Source organism: Balneolaceae bacterium (assembly GCA_034521495.1).
Taxonomy (GTDB): Bacteria; Bacteroidota; Rhodothermia; order Balneolales; family Balneolaceae; genus Rhodohalobacter.
Genome location: JAXHMK010000008.1, coordinates 42,278 through 62,198 on the forward strand (window position 1 = coordinate 42,278; position 19,921 = coordinate 62,198).

Below are 19,921 nucleotides of genomic sequence, written 5' to 3' on the forward strand. Positions count from 1 at the left end.
ACAAATTTACAATAACTACCAGTAAAAATTTTTTTGAAATGTCTGAAGTAACGACGAAAACAGATCCCAAAATTTTAGAACGAATTCGCCGCACGCGAAATATCGGAATTATGGCTCATATTGATGCCGGTAAGACAACGGTAACTGAGCGTATACTTTATTATACAGGGCGAAGCCACCGAATGGGTGAGGTGCACGATGGTGCAGCCACAATGGACTGGATGGAGCAAGAGCAGGAGAGAGGTATCACTATTACTTCGGCTGCCACCCACTGTCACTGGAAAGATCACAGAATTAATATTATCGATACACCGGGTCACGTTGATTTTACCGTTGAGGTAGAACGTTCACTTCGTGTGTTAGACGGTGCAATTGGAGTTTTCTGTTCTGTAGGTGCAGTACAGCCTCAGTCAGAAACCGTATGGCGTCAAGCAAATAAATACAATGTGCCGCGAATGGCATTTGTAAACAAGATGGACCGGACCGGCGCCGACTTTTTCAATGTAATTCACCAAATGAGAGAAAAACTGAATGCGAATCCTATTCCCATTCAGATTCCAATTGGTGCTGAAGACAATTTCCAGGGCGTTGTAGACCTTATTAATATGAATGGAATTGTTTGGGATGATGAATCTCTCGGTGCGAAATATGAGATTGTTGATATCCCTGAAGATTTGCAGGAAAAGGCTGAAGAGTACCGAAAGATAATGCTCGAAGCTATTGCTGATCACGATGATGAGCTGATGGAAAAATATCTCATGGAAGAAGAAATTTCTGAAGATGAGATTAATGCGGCGATTCGTAAAGCAACATTAGCCCAGGATATCACACCTCTGCTTTGTGGTACTGCTTTGAAAAATAAAGGTGTACAGATTCTTCTTGATAAAGTGATTGAATACCTCCCAAGCCCAATGGATGTTGAGGCTGTAACAGGTACGGAGCCAGGCAATCCTGATAATAAAATGACACGAGAGCCTGATATTAACGCTCCGTTTTCTGCTTTGGCCTTTAAAATCATGACGGATCCCTATGTGGGTAAATTGACTTTCTTCCGTGTGTACTCTGGTACGCTTGAGAAAGGTTCCTATATACTAAACTCTGCAACTGGAGAGCGGGAACGAATTGGCCGTCTTCTTGAAATGCATGCAAATGACAAGAAAGACATTGATGTTGTTCGTGCCGGAGATATTGCTGCCGCTGTTGGAGTGAAAAAAGTAGGTACAGGAGATACATTCTGTGATGAAGAGAATCCTGTACTGCTTGAGAAAATTACATTCCCCGAGCCAGTTATTAAATTGGCTGTTGAGCCAAAATCTAAAGCGGATGCTGAAAAACTGACAACCGGTTTGATTAAACTGGCTGAAGAGGATCCAACATTCCAGGTTAAAACTGACGAAGAAACTGGTCAGACAACGATTGCCGGAATGGGTGAGCTGCATCTCGAAATTATTGTAGATCGACTGAAGCGAGAATTTAAAGTCGAAGCGAATGTAGGCGCTCCACAGGTATCATATCGCGAAACGATTACCAAAGCGATTGATCACCAGGAAGTTTACAAGAAACAGACAGGTGGTCGCGGTAAATTTGCTGATATGGAGTTTGAAATTGGCCCAATTGAACATTTCGAACAATATGATGACGATGATAAAAAAGTTACCGTAAGTGAGGGTTTTAAATTTATTAATGAAATTGTAGGTGGTAATATTCCAAGAGAATATATCCCCTCAGTTGAAAAAGGATTCCGCGAGTCAATGAAAGGTGGAATTCAAGCGAACTACCCGGTACAAAATATAGGAGTGCGATTGTTTGATGGATCCTACCACGATGTAGACTCTGATGCATTTAGTTTTGAGCTTTGTGCCAAAATTGCGTTCAGAAATTCTGCAAGAAAAGCAGGACCACAATTGCTTGAACCGGTAATGTCCGTAGAGATAACAACTCCCGAAGATTATATGGGAGATGTAATTGGTGATTTGAATGGTCGGCGGGGAATAATTTCCAAAATGGACAATAACGCAGAAGGTTCTGTTGTGAAAGCGAAAGTTCCATTATCTGAGATGTTCGGATACTCTACCGATCTCCGTTCAATCACACAGGGACGTGCAGTTTATTCAATGGAGTTTGCAGAATATGCCGATGTTCCAGATTCAAAAGCAGAAGAAATAATAGAACAACAAGGATAATAAAACCTAATTAACCATGGCAAAAGAGACATTTCAACGTACCAAGCCGCATGTAAACATTGGTACGATCGGTCACGTAGATCACGGCAAGACAACGCTAACGGCGGCGATTACGACGGTAATGGCCAAGCACTATGGGGGTGTAGCCAAACAGTTTACAGATATTGATAATGCACCTGAGGAGCGCGAGCGTGGAATTACCATAGCGACGGCTCACGTGGAATATGAAACCGACCAGCGCCACTATGCCCATGTGGACTGTCCGGGACACGCCGACTATGTAAAGAATATGGTGACCGGCGCGGCCCAGATGGACGGGGCGATTTTGGTAGTAGCGGCCACAGATGGCCCGATGCCCCAGACTCGTGAGCACATTCTTCTGGCCCGCCAGGTAGGGGTTCCCCAGATTGTTGTGTTTATGAACAAGACCGACCTGGTAGACGATGAGGAGTTGATTGAGCTGGTAGAACTGGAAGTTCGCGAGCTGCTGACCTCCTATGAATTTGACGGGGATAATATTCCGGTGATCCAGGGAAGTGCCCTGAATGCCCTGAACGGCGATGCCGACAGTGAGCAGGCAATTCTGGACCTGATGGATGCCGTCGATGAGACCGTGCCTACACCGGAGCGGGATATTGAAAAGCCGTTCCTGATGCCGGTTGAAGATGTGTTTTCAATTACCGGCCGTGGTACGGTAGCCACCGGGCGAATTGAGCGGGGTGTTGTAAAGCTCAACGACGAGGTGGAAATTGTCGGGATTGTAGAAGATCCGATGAAGAGTGTGGTTACCGGGATTGAGATGTTCCGCCGTTTGCTGGAGGAAGGTCAGGCAGGCGACAACGCCGGGATCTTGCTTCGGGGAATTAACAAAGAGCAGCTGGAGCGGGGGATGGTACTCTGCAAGCCGGGCTCGATTACCCCACACAAAGAGTTTGAATGCGAGGTATATGTACTGAGCAAAGATGAAGGAGGCCGTCACACGCCGTTCTTCAAAGGATATCGTCCGCAGTTTTATTTCCGGACCACAGATGTGACGGGAGCCTGTGAGCTACCCGAAGGAGTGGAGATGGTGATGCCGGGCGACAACGTGAAGATGAATGTAAAACTGATCCAGCCGGTCGCCATGGAGAAAGGACTTCGGTTTGCGATTCGCGAAGGCGGACGCACCGTTGGAGCTGGTGTAGTTACTAAAATTAACGACTAAGAGGTTTTAATACGTGGCAACACAACAAAAGATCAGAATAAAACTGAAATCATACGATCATAACCTGATCGATAAATCGGCAGAAAAGATTATTCAGACAGTAAAATCTACAGGCGCGGTAGTGTCTGGTCCGATTCCATTACCGACCAAGAAAAATATCATTACTGTGAATCGATCTGTTTTTGTGGATAAAAAATCACGTGAACAGTTTGAATACAGATCACATAAACGGCTGATAGATATTCTTTCAACCGGATCGCAAACTGTTGATGCTTTGATGAAGCTGGAGCTTCCATCAGGCGTAGATGTGGAAATTAAAGTTTAAGATAACAGACAGAGATAGTTTAATGAGTGGTTTAATTGGAAAAAAGGTTGGGATGACAAGTATCTTTGATGACCTTGGAAGAAGTATTCCTGTTACGGTTATTGAAGTTGAACCCTGTACCATTACTCAGATAAAAACGGACGAAACGGATGGATATAATGCCGTTCAACTCGCCGCTTTTGATAAGACCGGTAAGAATACGTCCAAAGCTGTTGAGGGGCATTTCGCAAAAGCCGATACATCTCCCAAAAAAATAGTTTCAGAATTCAGAGATTTCATTCCGGAAGGACTTGAACTTGGAGATCAGCTTACTATTGAAGACGTTTTTAATGTAGGCGACATGGTTGATGTAGTGGGTATATCAAAAGGAAAAGGTTTTACCGGGGTAATAAAGCGGCATAATTTTCACGGTGTTGGTGATCAAACTCACGGACAGCATGATCGTGAAAGAGCTCCGGGGGCGATTGGTCAGGCTTCGGATCCTTCGCGGGTTTTTAAAGGAACGAAAATGGCCGGACGATCCGGAAATGCACGAACGAAAGTGAAAAACTTATCTGTTGCGAAAATTTTATCTGAATCTAATATGATTCTCATAACAGGTTCAGTGCCCGGAGCAAAAGGCGGGTATTTGGAAATTTATAATCAATCAGAGGAATAAACCTCATGAAATTGACGATTTATAAAACTGACGGAAAAAGCAGTAGTAAGAAAGCTGAATTGAATGATGCTATTTTTAGTATCGAACCAAATGAAACGGTTCTCTATGAAGATGTTCGGCGAATTCTTGCTAATAAACGCCAGGGAACGGCCAGTACAAAAGAGCGTGGTGAAGTTCGCGGCGGTGGTAGAAAAGCATACAAACAGAAAGGAACGGGTATGGCCCGTCGTGGATCGATCCGATCTCCACTTTTGAAAGGCGGTGGTACAGTTTTTGGACCAAAACCAAAAAATTATACTGTTCGTCTTACGAAAAAAGCGAAAAGTCTTGCAAGGAGATCCGCACTCTCTCTAAAAGCTACTGAAGAGGGGATCATCATCACTCAAGATTTTACGTTTGAAGAGCCAAAGACAAAACAAGTTGTTGAAATTCTGGAAGCACTTGAACTGAGTGATAAAAAGGTATTGTTCTTAACAGCCGAAACGGATAAAAATCTTTATCTGTCTGTAAGAAATATTCCTGGAGTATCAGTCATTGAAGCGAACAAACCCACATCCTATCAAATTATGAATGCAGATGTTCTTGTAATTCAAGAAGGGGCTTTGGCTGTACTTGAAGAAAATTTTGAGCCTAAAGTTGAGGAGGAAGCAGCATGAGTGTTTTAGTTCAACCATTAATTACTGAAAAATTAACACGGCTTCAGGAAGAGCATCAACAATATGCTTTTGAAGTAGATCGAAATGCAACTAAACCTGATATTCGCCAGGCAATTGAAGATAAATATCCCGATGTGAAAGTAGGCCGGGTTAACACAATGATTATGCCTTCAAAACCGAAAGGACGATATACCCAAAGTGGATTTGTGGAAGGACGAAGTAAGGTTTGGAAGAAAGCGATTATTACATTGAAAGAAGGCGAAATTGATTTCTTCGCAGAAATTTAAAACGATTTAGACAATGGCTACTAAGAAAATAAAACCAAATACTCCAGGGCAACGGCATAGAACGGCACCCGTTTTTAATGACGTTACAACGAATAAGCCCAACAAGAAGCAAACAAAGGGTATTCATAAAACCGGCGGACGAAATAATCGAGGCCGGATGACTATGCGCCATCGTGGTGGCGGTCATAAACGCAAGTACCGGGTCATCGACTTTAAGCGTGACAAAATGGATATTCCGGCAAAAGTTCAGACCATTGAGTACGATCCGAACAGAACGGCTCGTATTGCACTACTTTCATATGCTGATGGAGAGAAAAGATATATCATTGCACCTAACAAATTGAAAGTAGGTGATACGGTGCTAAGTTCCGAAACAGCACAACCGGAAGTTGGAAATGCAATGCCAATGATGAAAATGCCTCCCGGTACATTTATACATAACATTGAATTACAGCCTGGTAAAGGCGGGCAGCTATGCAGAAGTGCAGGAACTGTTGCCCAGATGGTTGCAAAGACAGATCGGTATGTTACGGTAAAACTTCCATCTGGAGAATCACGACTGATATTAGGTAAATGTTTTGCTACTGTTGGAGCTACCAGCAATCCTGATCATTTCAATACATCGAAAGGGAAAGCGGGCAGAAGCCGATGGCTCGGACGGAGGCCACGTGTTCGTGGTGTTGCGAAAAACCCGGTGGATCACCCAATGGGCGGTGGAGAAGGAAAAGCTTCCGGAGGTCATCCAAGATCTCCCTGGGGACAGTCTGCTAAAGGTTTGAAGACAAGACATCCAAACAGATTGTCGTCTAAGTACATTGTAAGACGAAGAAAAACTAAAAAAGCTAAATAAGTTAGAGTATGCCAAGATCATTAAAAAAAGGGCCTTACGTCTATTATAAGCTGCAGCGCAAGATTGATGCGATGAATGACAGCAGTAAAAAGAACGTCATTAAGACGTGGTCCAGAAGTTCAATGGTAACACCAGACTTCATCGGATTAACGATTGCAGTGCATAATGGAAAGCAATTTATACCTGTATATATAACTGAAAATATGGTCGGACATAAACTGGGTGAATTTGCAGCAACCAGAACATTCCGTGGCCATCCTTTAAAAAAGGCAAAATAATTTAGATTGATTCATGGAAACGTCAGTATTAGAAGCAAGAGCAATCCAACGCCATCTTAGAAAGTCGCCAAGAAAAGTTCGGCTTGTGGCCGATGTTGTTCGTGGTGAACGAGTAGATAAGGCATTGAAAAAACTTTCATTTTTGAATAAGGCTGCATCTGTAGATGTATCAAAAGTAGTTCGCTCTGCTGCAGCAAATATTAGAGATAAGTTCCAGGAAGAACGTCTTGATGATGATCAGATCTTCGTCAAAACGATCTATGTAAATGAAGGAACGACTCTAAAACGAATCCAACCGAGAGCACAGGGACGGGCAAACAGAATCAACAAGCGAAGCTGCCACATAACTGTTGTTGTAGCTAAGCAAGAAGAAACTTTAACTGATTAATAAACGAGGATAATTTGGGACAAAAAACCAATCCAATCGGACTTAGACTTGGAATTATTCGAGGGTGGGAATCCAATTGGTATTCCGAAGACAACAAACAAGAAGTATTGTATGAGGATACCAAACTAAGAGAGTATCTCCATGCTCGACTCAGAAATGGAGGCCTCTCCAATGTGGTAATTGAACGGACTCCGAAAAGAATACTTTTGACCCTTAATACGTCTCGACCGGGTGTTATCATTGGTAAAGGCGGCGAACAGATTGAACTGCTCCGTGAAGAGTTGAAAAAAATCACTAACAAAGAAGTACAGATAAATGTTAGTGAAATTAAAAGACCTGAACTGGATGCAAGCTTGGTTGCTCAAAATATTGCTCAGCAGTTAGAAGCACGGGTTTCTTTCAGAAGAGCAATGAAAACGGCTCTTTCATCAGCTATGCGAATGGGAGCTAAAGGAATTAAAATTCGATGTGCCGGCCGATTGGGAGGTGCTGAAATGGCCCGAACTGAACAGTATAAAGAGGGTCGCGTTCCACTGCACACACTTCGTGCAGATATTGACTATTCCAATACAACAGCCAACACCATTTATGGTTCTATTGGCGTAACTGTTTGGATATTCAAAGGTGAAATTATCGGAGATGTAGACTTGTCTCCAGGGGCGAAAGCCAAGCAGGAACAAGATCAGGGCAGAAAACGCTCTGGCGGCCGGGGAGGCAGAAAATCCCGAAGAAGCAGAAGACGTTCACGTAACTAAAAGGATTAGAAAAAATGTTAGAACCCAGACAAATTCACAGACGCCGCGTTCACCGCGATAAATTAAAGGGGAATGCACAAAGAGGTCATACTTTGGCTTTTGGAAGTTTTGGATTGAAAGCACTTGAACCAAAATTCATTACCTCCAGGCAGATTGAAGCTTGCAGGGTAACTATTGCACGAACCTTGCAACGTGAAGGGAAAACATTTATAAGAATTTTTCCTGACAGACCCATTACTCGTAAACCTGCTGAAACCAGGATGGGTAAAGGTAAAGGAGCTTTAGATCATTTTATTGCCGTTGTAAAACCCGGAAGAATTCTATTTGAAGTTTCCGGTGTGGATGAAGATTTGGCAAAAGAAGCATTGAGACGAGCATCTCATAAACTTCCGATTAAGACAAAATTTATTAAACGTCGGGATTACAATAGCGAAATTTAAGACGGACAAATACAATGAAAGCACACGAAATGCGTGATTTATCACTGACGGAATTAGAAGCAAGATTGAATGATGAAAAAGAGGCACTGTCCGATCTTCACTTCAATCAAGCCATTGCCGGTCAGGTTGAGAATCCTGCAAGAATTAAAAATACACGTCGGGAAATTGCCCGATTGAAGACGATTATTAATGAAAAATTAAGTGCTGAATAAACTATGGCAGAAGCACAACAAAGATCACAAAGAAGAACACGTACCGGTAAAGTTGTCAGCAATAGAATGGATAAAAGTATTACAGTTGCTGTAGACAGACAGATAAAACATGCTATTTATGGCAAGTTTATCACTAAAACAACAAAATATATGGCACATGATGAGAATAATGATGCCAATCCCGGTGATACTGTTCTTATTATGTCAACACGACCTTTGTCTAAGCGCAAATCCTGGCGTTTGGTTGAGGTATTGGAAAGAGCAAAATAACGATCAATTTGTAAGGTAGATCATGATTCAAACGCAATCTTTACTGAATGTTGCTGATAACAGCGGCGCCAAAAAAGTATATTGTATTAAAGTTCTGGGAGATTCCAGAAAACGATACGCACGTATTGGCGACCTTATTTCTTGCTCCGTAAAAACTGCAATACCGGGTGGTACTGTTAAGAAAGGAGAAGTTGTAACTGCTGTTGTTGTTAGAACAAAAAAAGAAATTCGACGCCGCGACGGAAGCCATATACGCTTCGATGAAAATGCGGCGGTAATTATTAACAAAGAAAACGAGCCTGTTGGAACACGTATTTTCGGTCCCGTAGCAAGAGAACTTCGGGAAAGAAATTATATGCGCATTGTTTCATTGGCTTCGGAAGTACTTTAAACCGAATTCGTTATGCCCAGAAAGTATAACACTAAAAAGAAATTACATGTTAAAAAGGGTGATGACGTTTTAGTCATCGCCGGAAATGATAAGGGACAGCGAGGCCGTGTACTCATGGTAAACCCTCAAAAAGAACGAGTTCTTGTAGAGGGTATTAATATGAGAACTCACCACGATCAGCCAACCCAGGAAAACCCTCAGGGTGGCCGTCTTAAAAGAGAAGCCCCTGTTCACATATCAAATGTGATGGTTATCGACCCCACAACGGATGAACCTACCAGAATAGGTAGAAAACGAATTGATGAGGAAGGTGGTGGCCGTTGGGTACGATATTCCAAAAGCAGTGGCGAAATTATTGATAAATAAGTTTAACCAGAATGGCAGAAGCAAGACTTTACACACAGTATAAAGAAGAGATCGTACCAAAGTTAAAGGAAGACTTTGGATATGAGAACATTATGGCAATTCCCAAGCTCCAGAAGATTGTAATTAATGTGGGAGCCGGAGAAGCTATCAACGATACTAAATATTTAGATACAGTTGTTGAGAATGTAGGTGCGATTACCGGGCAACAGCCGATTAAAACCAAAGCGAAAAAATCTGTTTCTAATTTTAAACTTCGTGAGGGTGTACCCATTGGCTGTAAAGTAACTCTTCGAAAGAAAGTTATGTTTGAATTTCTGGATCGATTGATTAACCTGGCTCTGCCCAGAACAAGAGACTTTCAGGGAGTTCCCAACAAAAGTTTCGACGGAAGGGGTAATTATACAATGGGGATTAAAGAACACACCATTTTCCCGGAAATTGATGTTGACAACACAAAAATAGTACATGGGATGGATATAACATTCGTAACAAATGCTGAAACTGATGAGGAAGCATTCGCGCTTCTGAAGCATTTTGGAATGCCCTTTAAGAAGTAATTTTAATTTGATAATAAAGCAATAATACAATGGCTAAGAAATCCTGGATTGCTCGTAACGAAAAAAGAAAACGAACAGTTGAAAAATATGCTGAAAAACGTCGTGAGCTGAAAGAAGCCGGCGATTATGAGGCATTGCAAAAATTACCGAGAGATGCCAGTCCTACAAGAGTGGTAAAAAGATGTGCTCTTACCGGACGAGCTCGCGGATATATTAGTGAGTTTGGTGTTTCAAGGATCAAATTCCGCGAACTGGCACTGAATGGAAAAATTCCCGGTGTTCGAAAAGCAAGTTGGTAAAACAGATATAACAGAACATGAATAGCGATACGATATCAGATTATTTAACACGAATTAGAAATGCTCAGCAGGCAGGACACCGTCGAGTTGATATTCCCGCTTCTAAAGTAAAAAGAGCAATGTCTAAAATTCTTGTTGATAAAGGTTACATCAGCAGGTTTATAGATATTGAAGATAATAAGCAGGGTGTATTGAGACTTTTCCTGAAGTATGATGCATACGGACTACCGGTTATTAAAGAAATGAAACGAATTTCAAAACCCGGTCTCAGAAAATACAGCGACAGTGATAACTTGCCGAAAACCTATGGTGGATTGGGAATTGTAATTATTTCAACCTCCAGAGGAGTTATGACTGATAAAGAAGCACGAAAATTAAAAGTAGGTGGAGAAGTCCTCTGCTCAGTTTACTAAAAAAAGATTGATACGATTATGTCGAGAATAGGAAAACGTCCTGTCCCATTTACAGATAAAGTTGAGCTCAGTATTGGGGCCGACAATGTAGTAACTGTAAAAGGCGAAAAAGGTACCGGAACGGTACGAATTCACCCAGACATTACGGTAGAAACCAAAGACAACGAAATTGTAATCACCCGGCCGAGTGAATCCAAAGAGCATAAGTCTTTGCATGGACTTTACAGGTCTCTGTTGAGTAATATGGTTGAAGGTGTAACTGAGGGGTATAAGAAATCCCTGGAAATTATCGGAGTTGGTTACCGGGCTACATATACAAATGGTATACTGGAACTCAACCTTGGATATTCGCACCCAATCTATTTTGTGCCACCTGAAGGAATTGATATTGAGGTTGATACAAAAAGCCGGAAAAATCCAGTGATACATATTTCAGGAATCAATAAAGAATTGGTAGGCCAAGTGGCTGCTAAATTAAGATCACTTAGAAAACCAGAGCCATATAAAGGTAAAGGCGTTCGATACCTGGATGAATATGTAAGACGAAAAGCTGGTAAATCTGCAGCTAAATAATCCATTAAGAATCTGAAACAATGAGAAAAAACAATTTAAAACAAAAGCGTAGAAGTAAGATTCGGAGACGAATCCGTTCTACCATACGTGGAACAGCAGACCGACCAAGATTGTGCATTTACAAAAGCAACAAGCATGTATATTTGCAATTAATCAACGATCGGGAAAGCGTAACAATTTTATCTGTTTCAACTCAGACTGCAGATTTGCAAAAAGAGCTGAAAGATAAAGAATCAGTTGAAGCAGCAAAGATTGTAGGAAAAACACTTGCAGAAGCTGCTACGGACAAAGGAATTTCAAAAGCTGTTTACGATAGAAGTGGTTACAAATACCATGGTATTGTAAAAGCTGCAGCAGATGGTGCTCGCGAAGGAGGTTTAGACTTATAAATAATTGAATTATGCCAAAAGTAAGACGTAAACATAATATACCCGCAGCAAACTTAAATCTTGAAGAAAAACTGGTTCATATTAACCGGGTTTCTAAAGTTGTAAAAGGTGGACGCCGATTCAGCTTTAACGCAATTGTTGTGGTTGGAAATGGTGAAGGTGTTGTAGGCCACGGTTTAGGAAAAGCCAATGAGGTAGCTGATGCTATCCAAAAAGGATTTGATAACGCGAAGAAAAATCTCATTAAAGTACCTTTAACGAAAACGGGAAGTATTCACCACCCAGTTGTAGGAAAAGCCGGAGCTGGTAAAGTTTTATTAAGACCCGCTTCAGACGGTACAGGAGTAATTGCAGGCGGTGCAGTTAAGTCCATTTTGGATGTTGCCGGTGTACAAAATATTCTTTCCAAGTCTCTTGGATCACCAAATCCACACAACATGGTGAAAGCTGCTTATGAAGCTTTAAAGCAGGTTACAGATCCTGTTGAAGTTGCTCAGCGGCGTGGGATAAGCGTAAATAAAGTTTTTGAAGGATAAGAAATAGATTTAATACGGACTGCATTATGAAATTACACAATTTAAAAGCACCCGCAGAAAATAAAAAAAAGCGGAAACGAGTAGGTCGCGGACAAGGATCTGGTATGGGCGAACAGTCCGGCCGGGGACATAACGGACAGAATTCTCGAAGCGGTGGTGGTGTAGGTGTCTGGTTTGAAGGCGGACAGATGCCACTACAGCGTAGAATTCCAAAGTTTGGATTTACAAATAATTTCAGAACCGAATATCAGGTTTTGAATGTCCAGAAAGTTGCAAACTTTATAGAGGCCGGAAAACTCTCTGATGAGATTTCAATTGAAGATCTTATTCGTGCAGGAATTGTTAACAAAAATGAGAAAGTAAAATTGCTCGGTTCCGGTGATATAGACAAGAAAGTTAGCATTGAAGTTCATGCAAGCAGTGATTCAGCAAAAGAAAAAGTTGAAGCTGCAGGCGGATCAGTTACAATCATATCCTAATAATCAAAAGTCCTTTAGGACTATTTTTACATGAGCATAATTGAGAATTTTAGAAACATCTTTAAAATAGAGGACCTGAGAAACCGCATTCTTTATGTGGTAGGTGTTCTTTTGGTTTATCGTATTGGAAGTTTCGTAACAATGCCCGGGGTAGATGCCAGCATGCTTACCCAGCAGACAGGGAATGCTTCGAGTCTTCTGGGGCTTTTTGACATGTTTGTTGGAGGTGCATTTTCCAGAGCCGGAGTATTTGCACTTGGAATTATGCCCTATATTACCGCGGCTATTATCATCCAGTTGATGGGAGCTGCTGTTCCCTACTTCCAGAAATTACAGCGGGAAGGCGAAGAAGGACGTAGAAAAATTAACCGTTTAACCAGGTACGGTACCGTAGGAATTACTGCCGTTCAGGCTATTGGATTTGCTATCAACTTGATGGCTACTTCACCAAATGCAATTGTTGTTAGCAATACAGCATTTATTCTTACATCCATTATCGTATTAACGGCTGGTACAACCTTTGTAATGTGGCTGGGTGAGCGAATTACAGATCGGGGAATTGGAAATGGTATTTCATTGTTAATTATGATTGGTATTATAGCCGTTCTTCCAACAAACTTGATTAATGAAATTACTACAACCAATAATGCAATAATTGTAATTATAGAACTGGCTGGACTCGCACTGGTAATTGCTTCATGTGTGTTATTGACTCAAGGTGTTCGAAAAATACCCGTTCAATATGCGAAACGTGTTGTAGGCCGAAAAGTGTATGGCGGAACAACCCAATATTTACCTTTACGTGTAAATGCTGCAGGTGTAATGCCGATTATATTTGCTCAGTCCATTATGTTTATCCCAAGTACAGTTGGTACATTTTTTCCTGAGAGTCAAACCGTGCAATGGTTAACGGCTTGGTCAGCCGACTTTACGGGCGTTACATACTCAATTATCTTTTTTATTGTCTGTGTGTTCTTTACGTTTTTCTATACGGCTATCGCTATCAATCCAAAAGAGATGGCTGATACCATGAAACGGCAGGGTGGATTTATCCCTGGCGTAAGACCGGGAAAACAAACAGTAGAATTTATTGACAATATTTTGACAAAGATTACATTACCGGGTTCTTTGTTTCTCTCTTTTGTTGCAATTCTACCTGCAATTATAGCAAACATGGGTGTTACACCCGGATTTGCTCTTTTCTACGGAGGCACAAGCCTCTTAATTATCGTAGGTGTTGCATTGGATACGCTTCAACAGATAGAGAGCCATCTGATGATGAGACACTACGACGGATTTATGAAATCCGGAAAAATAAAAGGTAAACGAAGATCTTAATGATTTTTCTGAAAAGTGAATCTGAAATTAAAAAGATGCGTGCTGCAGCTCAGTTGGTTTCAAGAACTCTTGCTGAAGTTGCTAAAGCAATAAAACCCGGCATTGAAACAGGTGCACTTGACAGGATAGCAGAAGATTATATCAAAAAAAACGATGCGCGCCCCGCTTTTAAAGGATATGGGCCTAAAAGTAATCCATTTCCAGCAACATTGTGTATTTCTGTGAATGATGAAGTTGTTCATGGTATTCCGGGAAAACGAAAATTGAATGAAGGTGACATTGTTTCCATTGATTGTGGTGTAAAGAAAGATGGTTTCTTTGGCGACCACGCATATACATTTTCCGTTGGAGAATGCTCTGCGGAAGACAAAAAATTATTACGAGTAACTCTTGAATCGTTATACAAAGGTATCGACAAAGCCATACACGGAAATAAAATAGGTGATATTGGCAATGCTGTTCAAACTCATTGCGAGAATAACGGTTTTGGAGTTGTACGGGATCTTGTAGGGCATGGAATTGGAAAAGATATGCACGAAGATCCATCCGTACCCAATTTTGGGAAACCCGGACGCGGAGAACGCTTGCGCTCTGGAATGGCACTTGCAATCGAACCCATGATTACACGAGGTAATTGGAAAGTGCAAACAATGGACGATAAATGGACGATCAAGACAGCCGATGGATCTAACGCAGCACACTTTGAACACGATATAGTAGTGCGAGAAGGAGAGGCTGAAATTCTCAGTACATTTGATTATATTACCGAGATAACGAAAAATGAAATTATAGAACCAAGTTATGGCTAAACAAGAGCCGATTAAGCAAGACGGAAAAATTTTAGAAGCATTACCCAATGCTCAGTTTCGAGTAGAATTGGATAATGGACATGAAATACTGGCTCATGTTTCTGGTAAAATGAGAATGTATTACATCAAAATTTTACCGGGAGACAGAGTAGCAGTTGAAATGTCTCCATACGACTTAACAAAAGGAAGAATAACTTATAGGTATAAATAGGTGATATTATTATGAAGACTAAATCTTCAGTTAAGAAACGAAGTTCAGACGATAAAATCGTACGAAGAAAAGGACGAGTATACGTCATTAACAAAAAAAATCCACGACATAAACAGCGACAAGGCTAAAAATAAAACTTTTGTTCTATGGCAAGAATTGCAGGGGTAGATTTACCCAAACAGAAAAGAGGTGTAATTGGTTTAACATATATCTTTGGGATTGGTAGAACTACTGCCCAACAGATATTAGAAGAGGCCGGCATCGATCCAGATATTAAAGTTGAAGACTGGGAAGAAGACCAGGTTTCAACACTTCGAAATATCATAGATAATGATATGAAAGTGGAAGGTGCACTCCGTACAGAAATAAATGCCAATATTCGTCGATTGATTGAGATTGGCAGTTATCGTGGTGTACGCCACAGAAAAGGCTTGCCCGTAAGAGGACAGCGTACACAAACCAATGCCCGGACAAGAAAAGGCAAGAGAAAAACTGTGGCTGGTAAAAAGAAAGCACCTAAAATATAAAATGCTAAATATTTGATCGAAAATGGCTAAACGACAAAAAAGACCTACCGATAAATCGGTTCGTAAAAAAAGAAGAAAACAGGTTGCTAATCCTAACGGAATGGCATTTATCAAAGCCACATTTAATAATGTGTTGGTAAGTGTTACAGACGCCAACGGAAATGTGCTTTCATGGTCATCATCCGGAAAAGAAGGATTCAAGGGATCTCGTAAAAACACACCATATGCAGCACAACTTAGTGCTGAAACTGCAGCAAGAGCTGCTTATGATATGGGACTCAGAAAAGTTGAAGTTTTTGTAAAAGGTCCTGGATCTGGTCGCGAAGCTGCTGTACGGGCGTTAGCTACCAGCGGTCTTGAAGTAACATCAATTAAAGACAGAACCCCGATTCCGCATAATGGATGTCGGCCACCGAAAAGAAGAAGAGTTTAAAACAATAAGTATATACTAATGGCAAGATATAGAGGACCCAAACAAAAGATAGCCAGGCGTTTCAAAGAACCCATATTTGGTCCCAGTAAAGCTTTAGAAAGAAAGCCGTACGGACCTGGACAACATGGACGCAGCAGATTTAGACGTAAGTCTGAATATGCAATTCAGCTTGATGAAAAACAGAAAGCCAAATACACATATGGCCTGCTCGAAAAGCAATTTAGAAATGTATATGAGAAAGCTACCAGACAGGAAGGTGTAACTGGCGAAGTATTATTGCAACTGTTAGAATCCAGATTAGATAATGTTGTTTATCGTTTAGGATTTGCAAGATCAAGAAGACAAGCAAGGCAGTTAACTACCCATAAGCACATTGTTGTAAACGGACAAGTAGTTAACATTCCGTCATACCAGGTTAAACCAGGTGATGTGATCAGTTTGCGTCCAAAATCTAAAGATCTGCAACTAGTTATTGAAACTCTTGAAAGCTATTCAACCAGTAAATACAAATGGCTTGAAACAGACAAGAAAACCAAAACAGGGAAGTTTCTGAATCTGCCTGTGATGGAAGAGATACCGGAGAACATCAACGTACAGTTGATTATAGAGCTTTATTCTAAATAATTTTAATCTGCTTATACTAGTTCATTATGAATAATTATAGTTTACAAATGCCTGAATCTCTGGAAGTTGAAAAAGATTCAGAAAATTTTGGAACATTCATTCTTCAACCACTCGAAAGAGGATTCGGAGTAACGATTGGAAACTCTTTTAGAAGAGTTCTTCTGTCGTCACTGCCGGGATTGGCAATTACTGCTGTTCGAATTAATGGAGTTGAACATGAATATTCCAGTATTGATGGAGTGAAAGAGGATGTTTATGAAATCATTCTTAATCTGAAGCAAGTTCGATTTAAGCAGGTAGAGCAGAGTGGTGGCGTTATAAATCTAACCAAAGAAGGCCCTGGTATATTAACTGCTGGAGATATTGGTGAATCGACTGCTGATTTTGAAATTCTGAACGCTGAACAGACGATTGCAACGCTGTCTGATGGTGTTACACTTGAAATGGAATTTCGGGTTGGCAGAGGACGCGGTTATGTACCGGCCGAAGAGATGGCGTCTGATTTTGAAGACGAAGTTAATCTTCTGCCTATTGATGCAATTTTTACTCCGATCAAGTCAGTTCAGTTTGATGTAGAAAACGTTCGAGTTGGACAAAGAACTGACTATGAAAAATTGGTTATGAATGTAACTACTGATGGTTCTTTAAATGCAAAAGAAGCATTAACAATTTCCGGAAAGATTCTCAAAGAACATATTGAGAAATTTATTACCGAAAAAATTGAAGAACCATTTACCCAAGAGGAAGAAGAGGTAGATGCAGAGTTTCAACGCATTCAGAACTTGATGAAGACGAGTATCGAAGACCTGAATTTGAGTGTTCGTGCTTATAACTGTTTGAAATCGGCAAATATTAACACAATTGCCGAGTTAGTTTCCAGAGATGAGCAGGATCTGCTGAAATTCAGAAATTTTGGTAAGAAATCACTTGCCGAATTGGTAGAAGTAATTGAAGAAAAGAATCTTGAATTTGGAATGGACGTTTCCAAATACACTGAAAAATAAGAGGAATTTATAATTATGCGTCATCGTGTAAAAGGCAGAAAATTAAGCAGAACTACGTCACATAGAAAAGCTACATTTCAGGCATTAAGTGCTGCTCTGATTAAAGAACACAGAATTCGTACAACTTTGGCAAAGGCAAAAGAACTACGAATGTTCATTGAACCTTTAATTACAACTGCCAAAGTTGATAATGTACATAATAGAAGAAAAGCCTTCTCTAAACTCCAAAATAAGGAAGCAGTAACTGAACTGTTTGATACAGTTGGGCCTGCAGCTGAAGGAAGGCCTGGTGGGTATACACGAGTATTAAAGCTTGGTGCCCGCTCAGGTGATTCGGCAGAGATGGCCGTTATTGAGCTTGTGGATTTCAACGATATTAAACCAGAAACGAAAAGCTCGAAGAAGAAAAAAACAAGAAGAGCTGGTAAGTCTAATAAACCAACTTCATCCGACGACACGTCTACTAAATCTGATTCTGACAAAAAGAAAACCAAATCTAAAGAATCGGATTCAGAAGCGAAGGAGCAGAGTAAATCTGAATTGAGCGAAAGCTCTTCCTCTGACGATACTGAGGAAAAGTAGACTATAAGAAATAAGTTAAAAATTTGTCATTAATATTTGGCATTTAGATATACTTATTCTTACCTTATGAATCTGCCTTGAAAACGAAGGCAATGTTCTTTAAAATATTGAAACACAAACAGACATAAACAGATTGTTGAGTGAGCTGGGGGATGTAATTTTCCAGAGTGTACTATTAAGTAGATATACAATGGAGAGTTTGATCCTGGCTCAGGACGAACGCTGGCGGCGGGCTTAACACATGCAAGTTGAAGGAGAAGCCCTGACTTCGGTTGGGGTGGAGACTGGCGCACGGGTGAGTAACGCGTAGACAACCTGCCTAAATCTGGGGGATAACCGCCCGAAAGGGTGGCTAATACCGCATAATGCAGCGGGGCCGCATGGCCACAGTTGTTAAAAGCTTCGGCTGGATTTAGATGGGTCTGCGTGCTATTAGTTAGTTGGTAAGGTAACGGCTTACCAAGGCGATGATAGCTAGGGGGTCTGAGAGGATGATCCCCCACACTGGGACTGAGACACGGCCCAGACTCCTACGGGAGGCAGCAGTGAGGAATCTTGCGCAATGGGGGAAACCCTGACGCAGCCACGCCGCGTGCCGGAAGACGGCCCTATGGGTTGTAAACGGCTTTTATTTGGGAAGAATCTGGGGGTTTCGATCCCCACTGACGGTACCAATTGAACAAGCACCGGCTAACTCCGTGCCAGCAGCCGCGGTAATACGGAGGGTGCAAGCGTTGTCCGGAATCATTGGGTGTAAAGGGTGCGCAGGCTGGCGCCTAAGTCGGAGGTGAAATCTTGCCGCTTAACGGTAAAATGGCCTCCGATACTGGGTGTCTTGAATCTGACAGAGGTCGGTGGAATTCGTGGTGTAGCGGTGAAATGCATAGATATCACGAAGAACATCAGTGGCGAAGGCGGCCGGCTGGGTCAGTATTGACGCTGAGGCACGAGAGCGTGGGGAGCGAACAGGATTAGATACCCTGGTAGTCCACGCTGTAAACGATGTATGCTAGTTGTAGGGCTTTCGGGTTCTGTGACGCAGTTAACGCAGTAAGCATACCACCTGGGGAGTACGTTCGCAAGAATGAAACTCAAAGGAATTGACGGGGGCCCGCACAAGCGGTGGAGCATGTGGCTTAATTCGATGCAACGCGAAGAACCTTACCCGGGCTAAATCTCAGGCGACCGCCCCCGAAACGGGGCTTCCCTTCGGGGCGACTGAGAAGGTGCTGCATGGCTGTCGTCAGCTCGTGCCGTGAGGTGTTGCCTTAAGTGGCGCAACGAGCGCAACCCCTGTGGTTAGTTACCAGCACGTCAAGGTGGGGACTCTAGCCAGACTGCCTACGCAAGTAGTGAGGAAGGTGGGGACGACGTCAAGTCATCATGGCCCTTATGTCCGGGGCTGCACACGTGCTACAATGGATGGTACAGAGGGAAGCCACCCCGCAAGGGGTGCAGATCTCGAAAGCCATTCCCAGTTCGGATTGGAGTCTGCAACTCGACTCCATGAAGGTGGAATCGCTAGTAATCGCGTATCAGCAACGACGCGGTGAATACGTTCCCGGGCCTTGTACACACCGCCCGTCAAGCGATGGAAGTCAGGAGTACCTGATGTCGCCGTGCTAATCCCTTCGGGGAAGGCAGGTGCCTAGGGTAAGCCTGGTAACTGGCGCTAAGTCGTAACAAGGTAGCCGTACCGGAAGGTGCGGCTGGATCACCTCCTTTGCTAAGAGGAAATTGATCGCCCGGCCGCTCAGCAATCTGTTTATGTTTGTTTGTGTTTTGAAGTGGACAGGAGTCCTCCGCAGGAGCGCAGCAGGGCTTTGTAGCTCAGGTGGTTAGAGCGTCCCGACAGGGTTGGCGGGAAGGTCGCATTTTTCGACC

The 19,921-nt window shown here is 42.1% G+C and carries 30 protein-coding genes, 1 rRNA gene and 1 pseudogene; all 32 read left to right on the forward strand.

Annotated elements, in window-relative coordinates:
* Positions 1-38 precede the first annotated feature (38 nt).
* Positions 39-2,183, forward strand: coding sequence for an elongation factor G (fusA, locus tag U5K72_04685; GenBank protein ID MDZ7718104.1), 2,145 nt, complete (start codon positions 39-41; stop codon positions 2,181-2,183).
* A gap of 16 nt (positions 2,184-2,199) precedes the next feature.
* Positions 2,200-3,387 carry an elongation factor Tu gene (gene tuf, locus U5K72_04690; protein MDZ7718105.1) on the forward strand — a complete coding sequence of 396 codons (1,188 nt, stop codon included), beginning with the start codon at positions 2,200-2,202 and terminating at the stop codon, positions 3,385-3,387.
* Positions 3,388-3,400: 13 nt separating this feature from the next.
* Positions 3,401-3,712 carry a 30S ribosomal protein S10 gene (rpsJ, locus tag U5K72_04695; protein ID MDZ7718106.1) on the forward strand — a complete coding sequence of 104 codons (312 nt, stop codon included), beginning with the start codon at positions 3,401-3,403 and terminating at the stop codon, positions 3,710-3,712.
* Positions 3,713-3,734: 22 nt separating this feature from the next.
* Positions 3,735-4,370: a 50S ribosomal protein L3 gene (gene rplC / locus U5K72_04700; protein MDZ7718107.1), complete on the forward strand. Its 636-nt coding sequence runs from the start codon at positions 3,735-3,737 to the stop codon at positions 4,368-4,370.
* A 5-nt stretch (positions 4,371-4,375) separates the two neighbouring features.
* On the forward strand, positions 4,376-5,026 hold the full coding sequence (gene rplD / locus U5K72_04705; GenBank protein ID MDZ7718108.1) for a 50S ribosomal protein L4: 651 nt from the start codon (positions 4,376-4,378) through the stop codon (positions 5,024-5,026).
* Positions 5,023-5,313 (forward strand): 50S ribosomal protein L23, encoded by a 291-nt coding sequence (gene rplW / locus U5K72_04710; GenBank protein MDZ7718109.1) that lies wholly within the window; start codon positions 5,023-5,025, stop codon positions 5,311-5,313. Before rplD ends, rplW begins: the two co-directional genes overlap by 4 nt.
* Before the next feature lie 13 nt (positions 5,314-5,326).
* Positions 5,327-6,163 (forward strand): 50S ribosomal protein L2, encoded by an 837-nt coding sequence (gene rplB, locus U5K72_04715; protein MDZ7718110.1) that lies wholly within the window; start codon positions 5,327-5,329, stop codon positions 6,161-6,163.
* Positions 6,164-6,171: 8 nt separating this feature from the next.
* Positions 6,172-6,441 (forward strand): 30S ribosomal protein S19, encoded by a 270-nt coding sequence (gene rpsS, locus U5K72_04720; GenBank protein MDZ7718111.1) that lies wholly within the window; start codon positions 6,172-6,174, stop codon positions 6,439-6,441.
* A gap of 13 nt (positions 6,442-6,454) precedes the next feature.
* The gene (gene rplV, locus U5K72_04725) at positions 6,455-6,829 is read left to right on the forward strand and encodes a 50S ribosomal protein L22 (GenBank protein ID MDZ7718112.1); all 375 of its coding nucleotides are present in this window, start codon (positions 6,455-6,457) and stop codon (positions 6,827-6,829) included.
* Positions 6,830-6,843: 14 nt separating this feature from the next.
* Complete coding sequence (rpsC, locus tag U5K72_04730) at positions 6,844-7,584, forward strand: 30S ribosomal protein S3 (protein MDZ7718113.1); 741 nt, start codon at positions 6,844-6,846, stop codon at positions 7,582-7,584.
* 14 nt (positions 7,585-7,598) lie between these two features.
* Positions 7,599-8,024, forward strand: coding sequence for a 50S ribosomal protein L16 (gene rplP / locus U5K72_04735; GenBank protein MDZ7718114.1), 426 nt, complete (start codon positions 7,599-7,601; stop codon positions 8,022-8,024).
* Between the two features lie 14 nt (positions 8,025-8,038).
* Complete coding sequence (rpmC, locus tag U5K72_04740) at positions 8,039-8,236, forward strand: 50S ribosomal protein L29 (protein MDZ7718115.1); 198 nt, start codon at positions 8,039-8,041, stop codon at positions 8,234-8,236.
* Positions 8,237-8,239: 3 nt separating this feature from the next.
* Positions 8,240-8,506: a 30S ribosomal protein S17 gene (gene rpsQ, locus U5K72_04745; protein ID MDZ7718116.1), complete on the forward strand. Its 267-nt coding sequence runs from the start codon at positions 8,240-8,242 to the stop codon at positions 8,504-8,506.
* A 22-nt stretch (positions 8,507-8,528) separates the two neighbouring features.
* Positions 8,529-8,897, forward strand: coding sequence for a 50S ribosomal protein L14 (rplN, locus tag U5K72_04750; protein MDZ7718117.1), 369 nt, complete (start codon positions 8,529-8,531; stop codon positions 8,895-8,897).
* Between the two features lie 12 nt (positions 8,898-8,909).
* Positions 8,910-9,263: a 50S ribosomal protein L24 gene (gene rplX / locus U5K72_04755; GenBank protein MDZ7718118.1), complete on the forward strand. Its 354-nt coding sequence runs from the start codon at positions 8,910-8,912 to the stop codon at positions 9,261-9,263.
* An 11-nt stretch (positions 9,264-9,274) separates the two neighbouring features.
* A complete protein-coding gene (gene rplE, locus U5K72_04760; GenBank protein ID MDZ7718119.1) occupies positions 9,275-9,820 on the forward strand; it encodes a 50S ribosomal protein L5 in 546 nt (181 codons plus the stop codon).
* 29 nt (positions 9,821-9,849) lie between these two features.
* A complete protein-coding gene (gene rpsN / locus U5K72_04765; protein MDZ7718120.1) occupies positions 9,850-10,119 on the forward strand; it encodes a 30S ribosomal protein S14 in 270 nt (89 codons plus the stop codon).
* Between the two features lie 17 nt (positions 10,120-10,136).
* Positions 10,137-10,532 (forward strand): 30S ribosomal protein S8, encoded by a 396-nt coding sequence (rpsH, locus tag U5K72_04770; GenBank protein ID MDZ7718121.1) that lies wholly within the window; start codon positions 10,137-10,139, stop codon positions 10,530-10,532.
* Positions 10,533-10,550: 18 nt separating this feature from the next.
* On the forward strand, positions 10,551-11,105 hold the full coding sequence (gene rplF, locus U5K72_04775) for a 50S ribosomal protein L6 (GenBank protein ID MDZ7718122.1): 555 nt from the start codon (positions 10,551-10,553) through the stop codon (positions 11,103-11,105).
* A gap of 20 nt (positions 11,106-11,125) precedes the next feature.
* Complete coding sequence (gene rplR, locus U5K72_04780) at positions 11,126-11,494, forward strand: 50S ribosomal protein L18 (protein ID MDZ7718123.1); 369 nt, start codon at positions 11,126-11,128, stop codon at positions 11,492-11,494.
* A gap of 11 nt (positions 11,495-11,505) precedes the next feature.
* Positions 11,506-12,030: a 30S ribosomal protein S5 gene (gene rpsE / locus U5K72_04785; protein ID MDZ7718124.1), complete on the forward strand. Its 525-nt coding sequence runs from the start codon at positions 11,506-11,508 to the stop codon at positions 12,028-12,030.
* Between the two features lie 26 nt (positions 12,031-12,056).
* A complete protein-coding gene (rplO, locus tag U5K72_04790) occupies positions 12,057-12,509 on the forward strand; it encodes a 50S ribosomal protein L15 (protein MDZ7718125.1) in 453 nt (150 codons plus the stop codon).
* Positions 12,510-12,539: 30 nt separating this feature from the next.
* Entirely contained in the window at positions 12,540-13,847 is a 1,308-nt protein-coding gene (gene secY, locus U5K72_04795) for a preprotein translocase subunit SecY (protein MDZ7718126.1), read from the forward strand.
* Positions 13,847-14,656 (forward strand): type I methionyl aminopeptidase, encoded by an 810-nt coding sequence (gene map / locus U5K72_04800; GenBank protein ID MDZ7718127.1) that lies wholly within the window; start codon positions 13,847-13,849, stop codon positions 14,654-14,656. The genes secY and map overlap by 1 nt, the downstream gene beginning before the upstream one ends.
* A complete protein-coding gene (gene infA, locus U5K72_04805; GenBank protein MDZ7718128.1) occupies positions 14,649-14,867 on the forward strand; it encodes a translation initiation factor IF-1 in 219 nt (72 codons plus the stop codon). Before map ends, infA begins: the two co-directional genes overlap by 8 nt.
* Before the next feature lie 11 nt (positions 14,868-14,878).
* Complete coding sequence (rpmJ, locus tag U5K72_04810) at positions 14,879-14,995, forward strand: 50S ribosomal protein L36 (GenBank protein ID MDZ7718129.1); 117 nt, start codon at positions 14,879-14,881, stop codon at positions 14,993-14,995.
* A gap of 18 nt (positions 14,996-15,013) precedes the next feature.
* A complete protein-coding gene (gene rpsM, locus U5K72_04815) occupies positions 15,014-15,394 on the forward strand; it encodes a 30S ribosomal protein S13 (GenBank protein MDZ7718130.1) in 381 nt (126 codons plus the stop codon).
* Between the two features lie 22 nt (positions 15,395-15,416).
* A complete protein-coding gene (gene rpsK, locus U5K72_04820; protein MDZ7718131.1) occupies positions 15,417-15,827 on the forward strand; it encodes a 30S ribosomal protein S11 in 411 nt (136 codons plus the stop codon).
* Positions 15,828-15,845: 18 nt separating this feature from the next.
* On the forward strand, positions 15,846-16,451 hold the full coding sequence (gene rpsD / locus U5K72_04825) for a 30S ribosomal protein S4 (protein MDZ7718132.1): 606 nt from the start codon (positions 15,846-15,848) through the stop codon (positions 16,449-16,451).
* A 26-nt stretch (positions 16,452-16,477) separates the two neighbouring features.
* The gene (locus U5K72_04830; GenBank protein MDZ7718133.1) at positions 16,478-17,455 is read left to right on the forward strand and encodes a DNA-directed RNA polymerase subunit alpha; all 978 of its coding nucleotides are present in this window, start codon (positions 16,478-16,480) and stop codon (positions 17,453-17,455) included.
* Between the two features lie 15 nt (positions 17,456-17,470).
* Positions 17,471-17,833: pseudogene (rplQ, locus tag U5K72_04835) on the forward strand (50S ribosomal protein L17).
* A gap of 391 nt (positions 17,834-18,224) precedes the next feature.
* Positions 18,225-19,762 (forward strand): 16S ribosomal RNA (locus U5K72_04840).
* Positions 19,763-19,921: the final 159 nt, after the last annotated feature.

Bases quoted from the DNA above. Each gene is read 5' to 3' on its own strand.
- fusA (MDZ7718104.1), top strand. From the start codon at position 39: ATGTCTGAAGTAACGACGAAAACAGATCCCAAAATTTTAGAACGAATT.
- tuf (MDZ7718105.1), top strand. From the start codon at position 2,200: ATGGCAAAAGAGACATTTCAACGTACCAAGCCGCATGTAAACATTGGT.
- rplC (MDZ7718107.1), top strand. From the start codon at position 3,735: ATGAGTGGTTTAATTGGAAAAAAGGTTGGGATGACAAGTATCTTTGAT.
- rplD (MDZ7718108.1), top strand. From the start codon at position 4,376: ATGAAATTGACGATTTATAAAACTGACGGAAAAAGCAGTAGTAAGAAA.
- rplW (MDZ7718109.1), top strand. From the start codon at position 5,023: ATGAGTGTTTTAGTTCAACCATTAATTACTGAAAAATTAACACGGCTT.
- rplB (MDZ7718110.1), top strand. From the start codon at position 5,327: ATGGCTACTAAGAAAATAAAACCAAATACTCCAGGGCAACGGCATAGA.
- rpsS (MDZ7718111.1), top strand. From the start codon at position 6,172: ATGCCAAGATCATTAAAAAAAGGGCCTTACGTCTATTATAAGCTGCAG.
- rplV (MDZ7718112.1), top strand. From the start codon at position 6,455: ATGGAAACGTCAGTATTAGAAGCAAGAGCAATCCAACGCCATCTTAGA.
- rplP (MDZ7718114.1), top strand. From the start codon at position 7,599: ATGTTAGAACCCAGACAAATTCACAGACGCCGCGTTCACCGCGATAAA.
- rpmC (MDZ7718115.1), top strand. From the start codon at position 8,039: ATGAAAGCACACGAAATGCGTGATTTATCACTGACGGAATTAGAAGCA.
- rpsQ (MDZ7718116.1), top strand. From the start codon at position 8,240: ATGGCAGAAGCACAACAAAGATCACAAAGAAGAACACGTACCGGTAAA.
- rplN (MDZ7718117.1), top strand. From the start codon at position 8,529: ATGATTCAAACGCAATCTTTACTGAATGTTGCTGATAACAGCGGCGCC.
- rplX (MDZ7718118.1), top strand. From the start codon at position 8,910: ATGCCCAGAAAGTATAACACTAAAAAGAAATTACATGTTAAAAAGGGT.
- rplE (MDZ7718119.1), top strand. From the start codon at position 9,275: ATGGCAGAAGCAAGACTTTACACACAGTATAAAGAAGAGATCGTACCA.
- rpsN (MDZ7718120.1), top strand. From the start codon at position 9,850: ATGGCTAAGAAATCCTGGATTGCTCGTAACGAAAAAAGAAAACGAACA.
- rpsH (MDZ7718121.1), top strand. From the start codon at position 10,137: ATGAATAGCGATACGATATCAGATTATTTAACACGAATTAGAAATGCT.
- rplF (MDZ7718122.1), top strand. From the start codon at position 10,551: ATGTCGAGAATAGGAAAACGTCCTGTCCCATTTACAGATAAAGTTGAG.
- rplR (MDZ7718123.1), top strand. From the start codon at position 11,126: ATGAGAAAAAACAATTTAAAACAAAAGCGTAGAAGTAAGATTCGGAGA.
- rpsE (MDZ7718124.1), top strand. From the start codon at position 11,506: ATGCCAAAAGTAAGACGTAAACATAATATACCCGCAGCAAACTTAAAT.
- rplO (MDZ7718125.1), top strand. From the start codon at position 12,057: ATGAAATTACACAATTTAAAAGCACCCGCAGAAAATAAAAAAAAGCGG.
- secY (MDZ7718126.1), top strand. From the start codon at position 12,540: ATGAGCATAATTGAGAATTTTAGAAACATCTTTAAAATAGAGGACCTG.
- map (MDZ7718127.1), top strand. From the start codon at position 13,847: ATGATTTTTCTGAAAAGTGAATCTGAAATTAAAAAGATGCGTGCTGCA.
- infA (MDZ7718128.1), top strand. From the start codon at position 14,649: ATGGCTAAACAAGAGCCGATTAAGCAAGACGGAAAAATTTTAGAAGCA.
- rpmJ (MDZ7718129.1), top strand. From the start codon at position 14,879: ATGAAGACTAAATCTTCAGTTAAGAAACGAAGTTCAGACGATAAAATC.
- rpsM (MDZ7718130.1), top strand. From the start codon at position 15,014: ATGGCAAGAATTGCAGGGGTAGATTTACCCAAACAGAAAAGAGGTGTA.
- rpsK (MDZ7718131.1), top strand. From the start codon at position 15,417: ATGGCTAAACGACAAAAAAGACCTACCGATAAATCGGTTCGTAAAAAA.
- rpsD (MDZ7718132.1), top strand. From the start codon at position 15,846: ATGGCAAGATATAGAGGACCCAAACAAAAGATAGCCAGGCGTTTCAAA.
- U5K72_04830 (MDZ7718133.1), top strand. From the start codon at position 16,478: ATGAATAATTATAGTTTACAAATGCCTGAATCTCTGGAAGTTGAAAAA.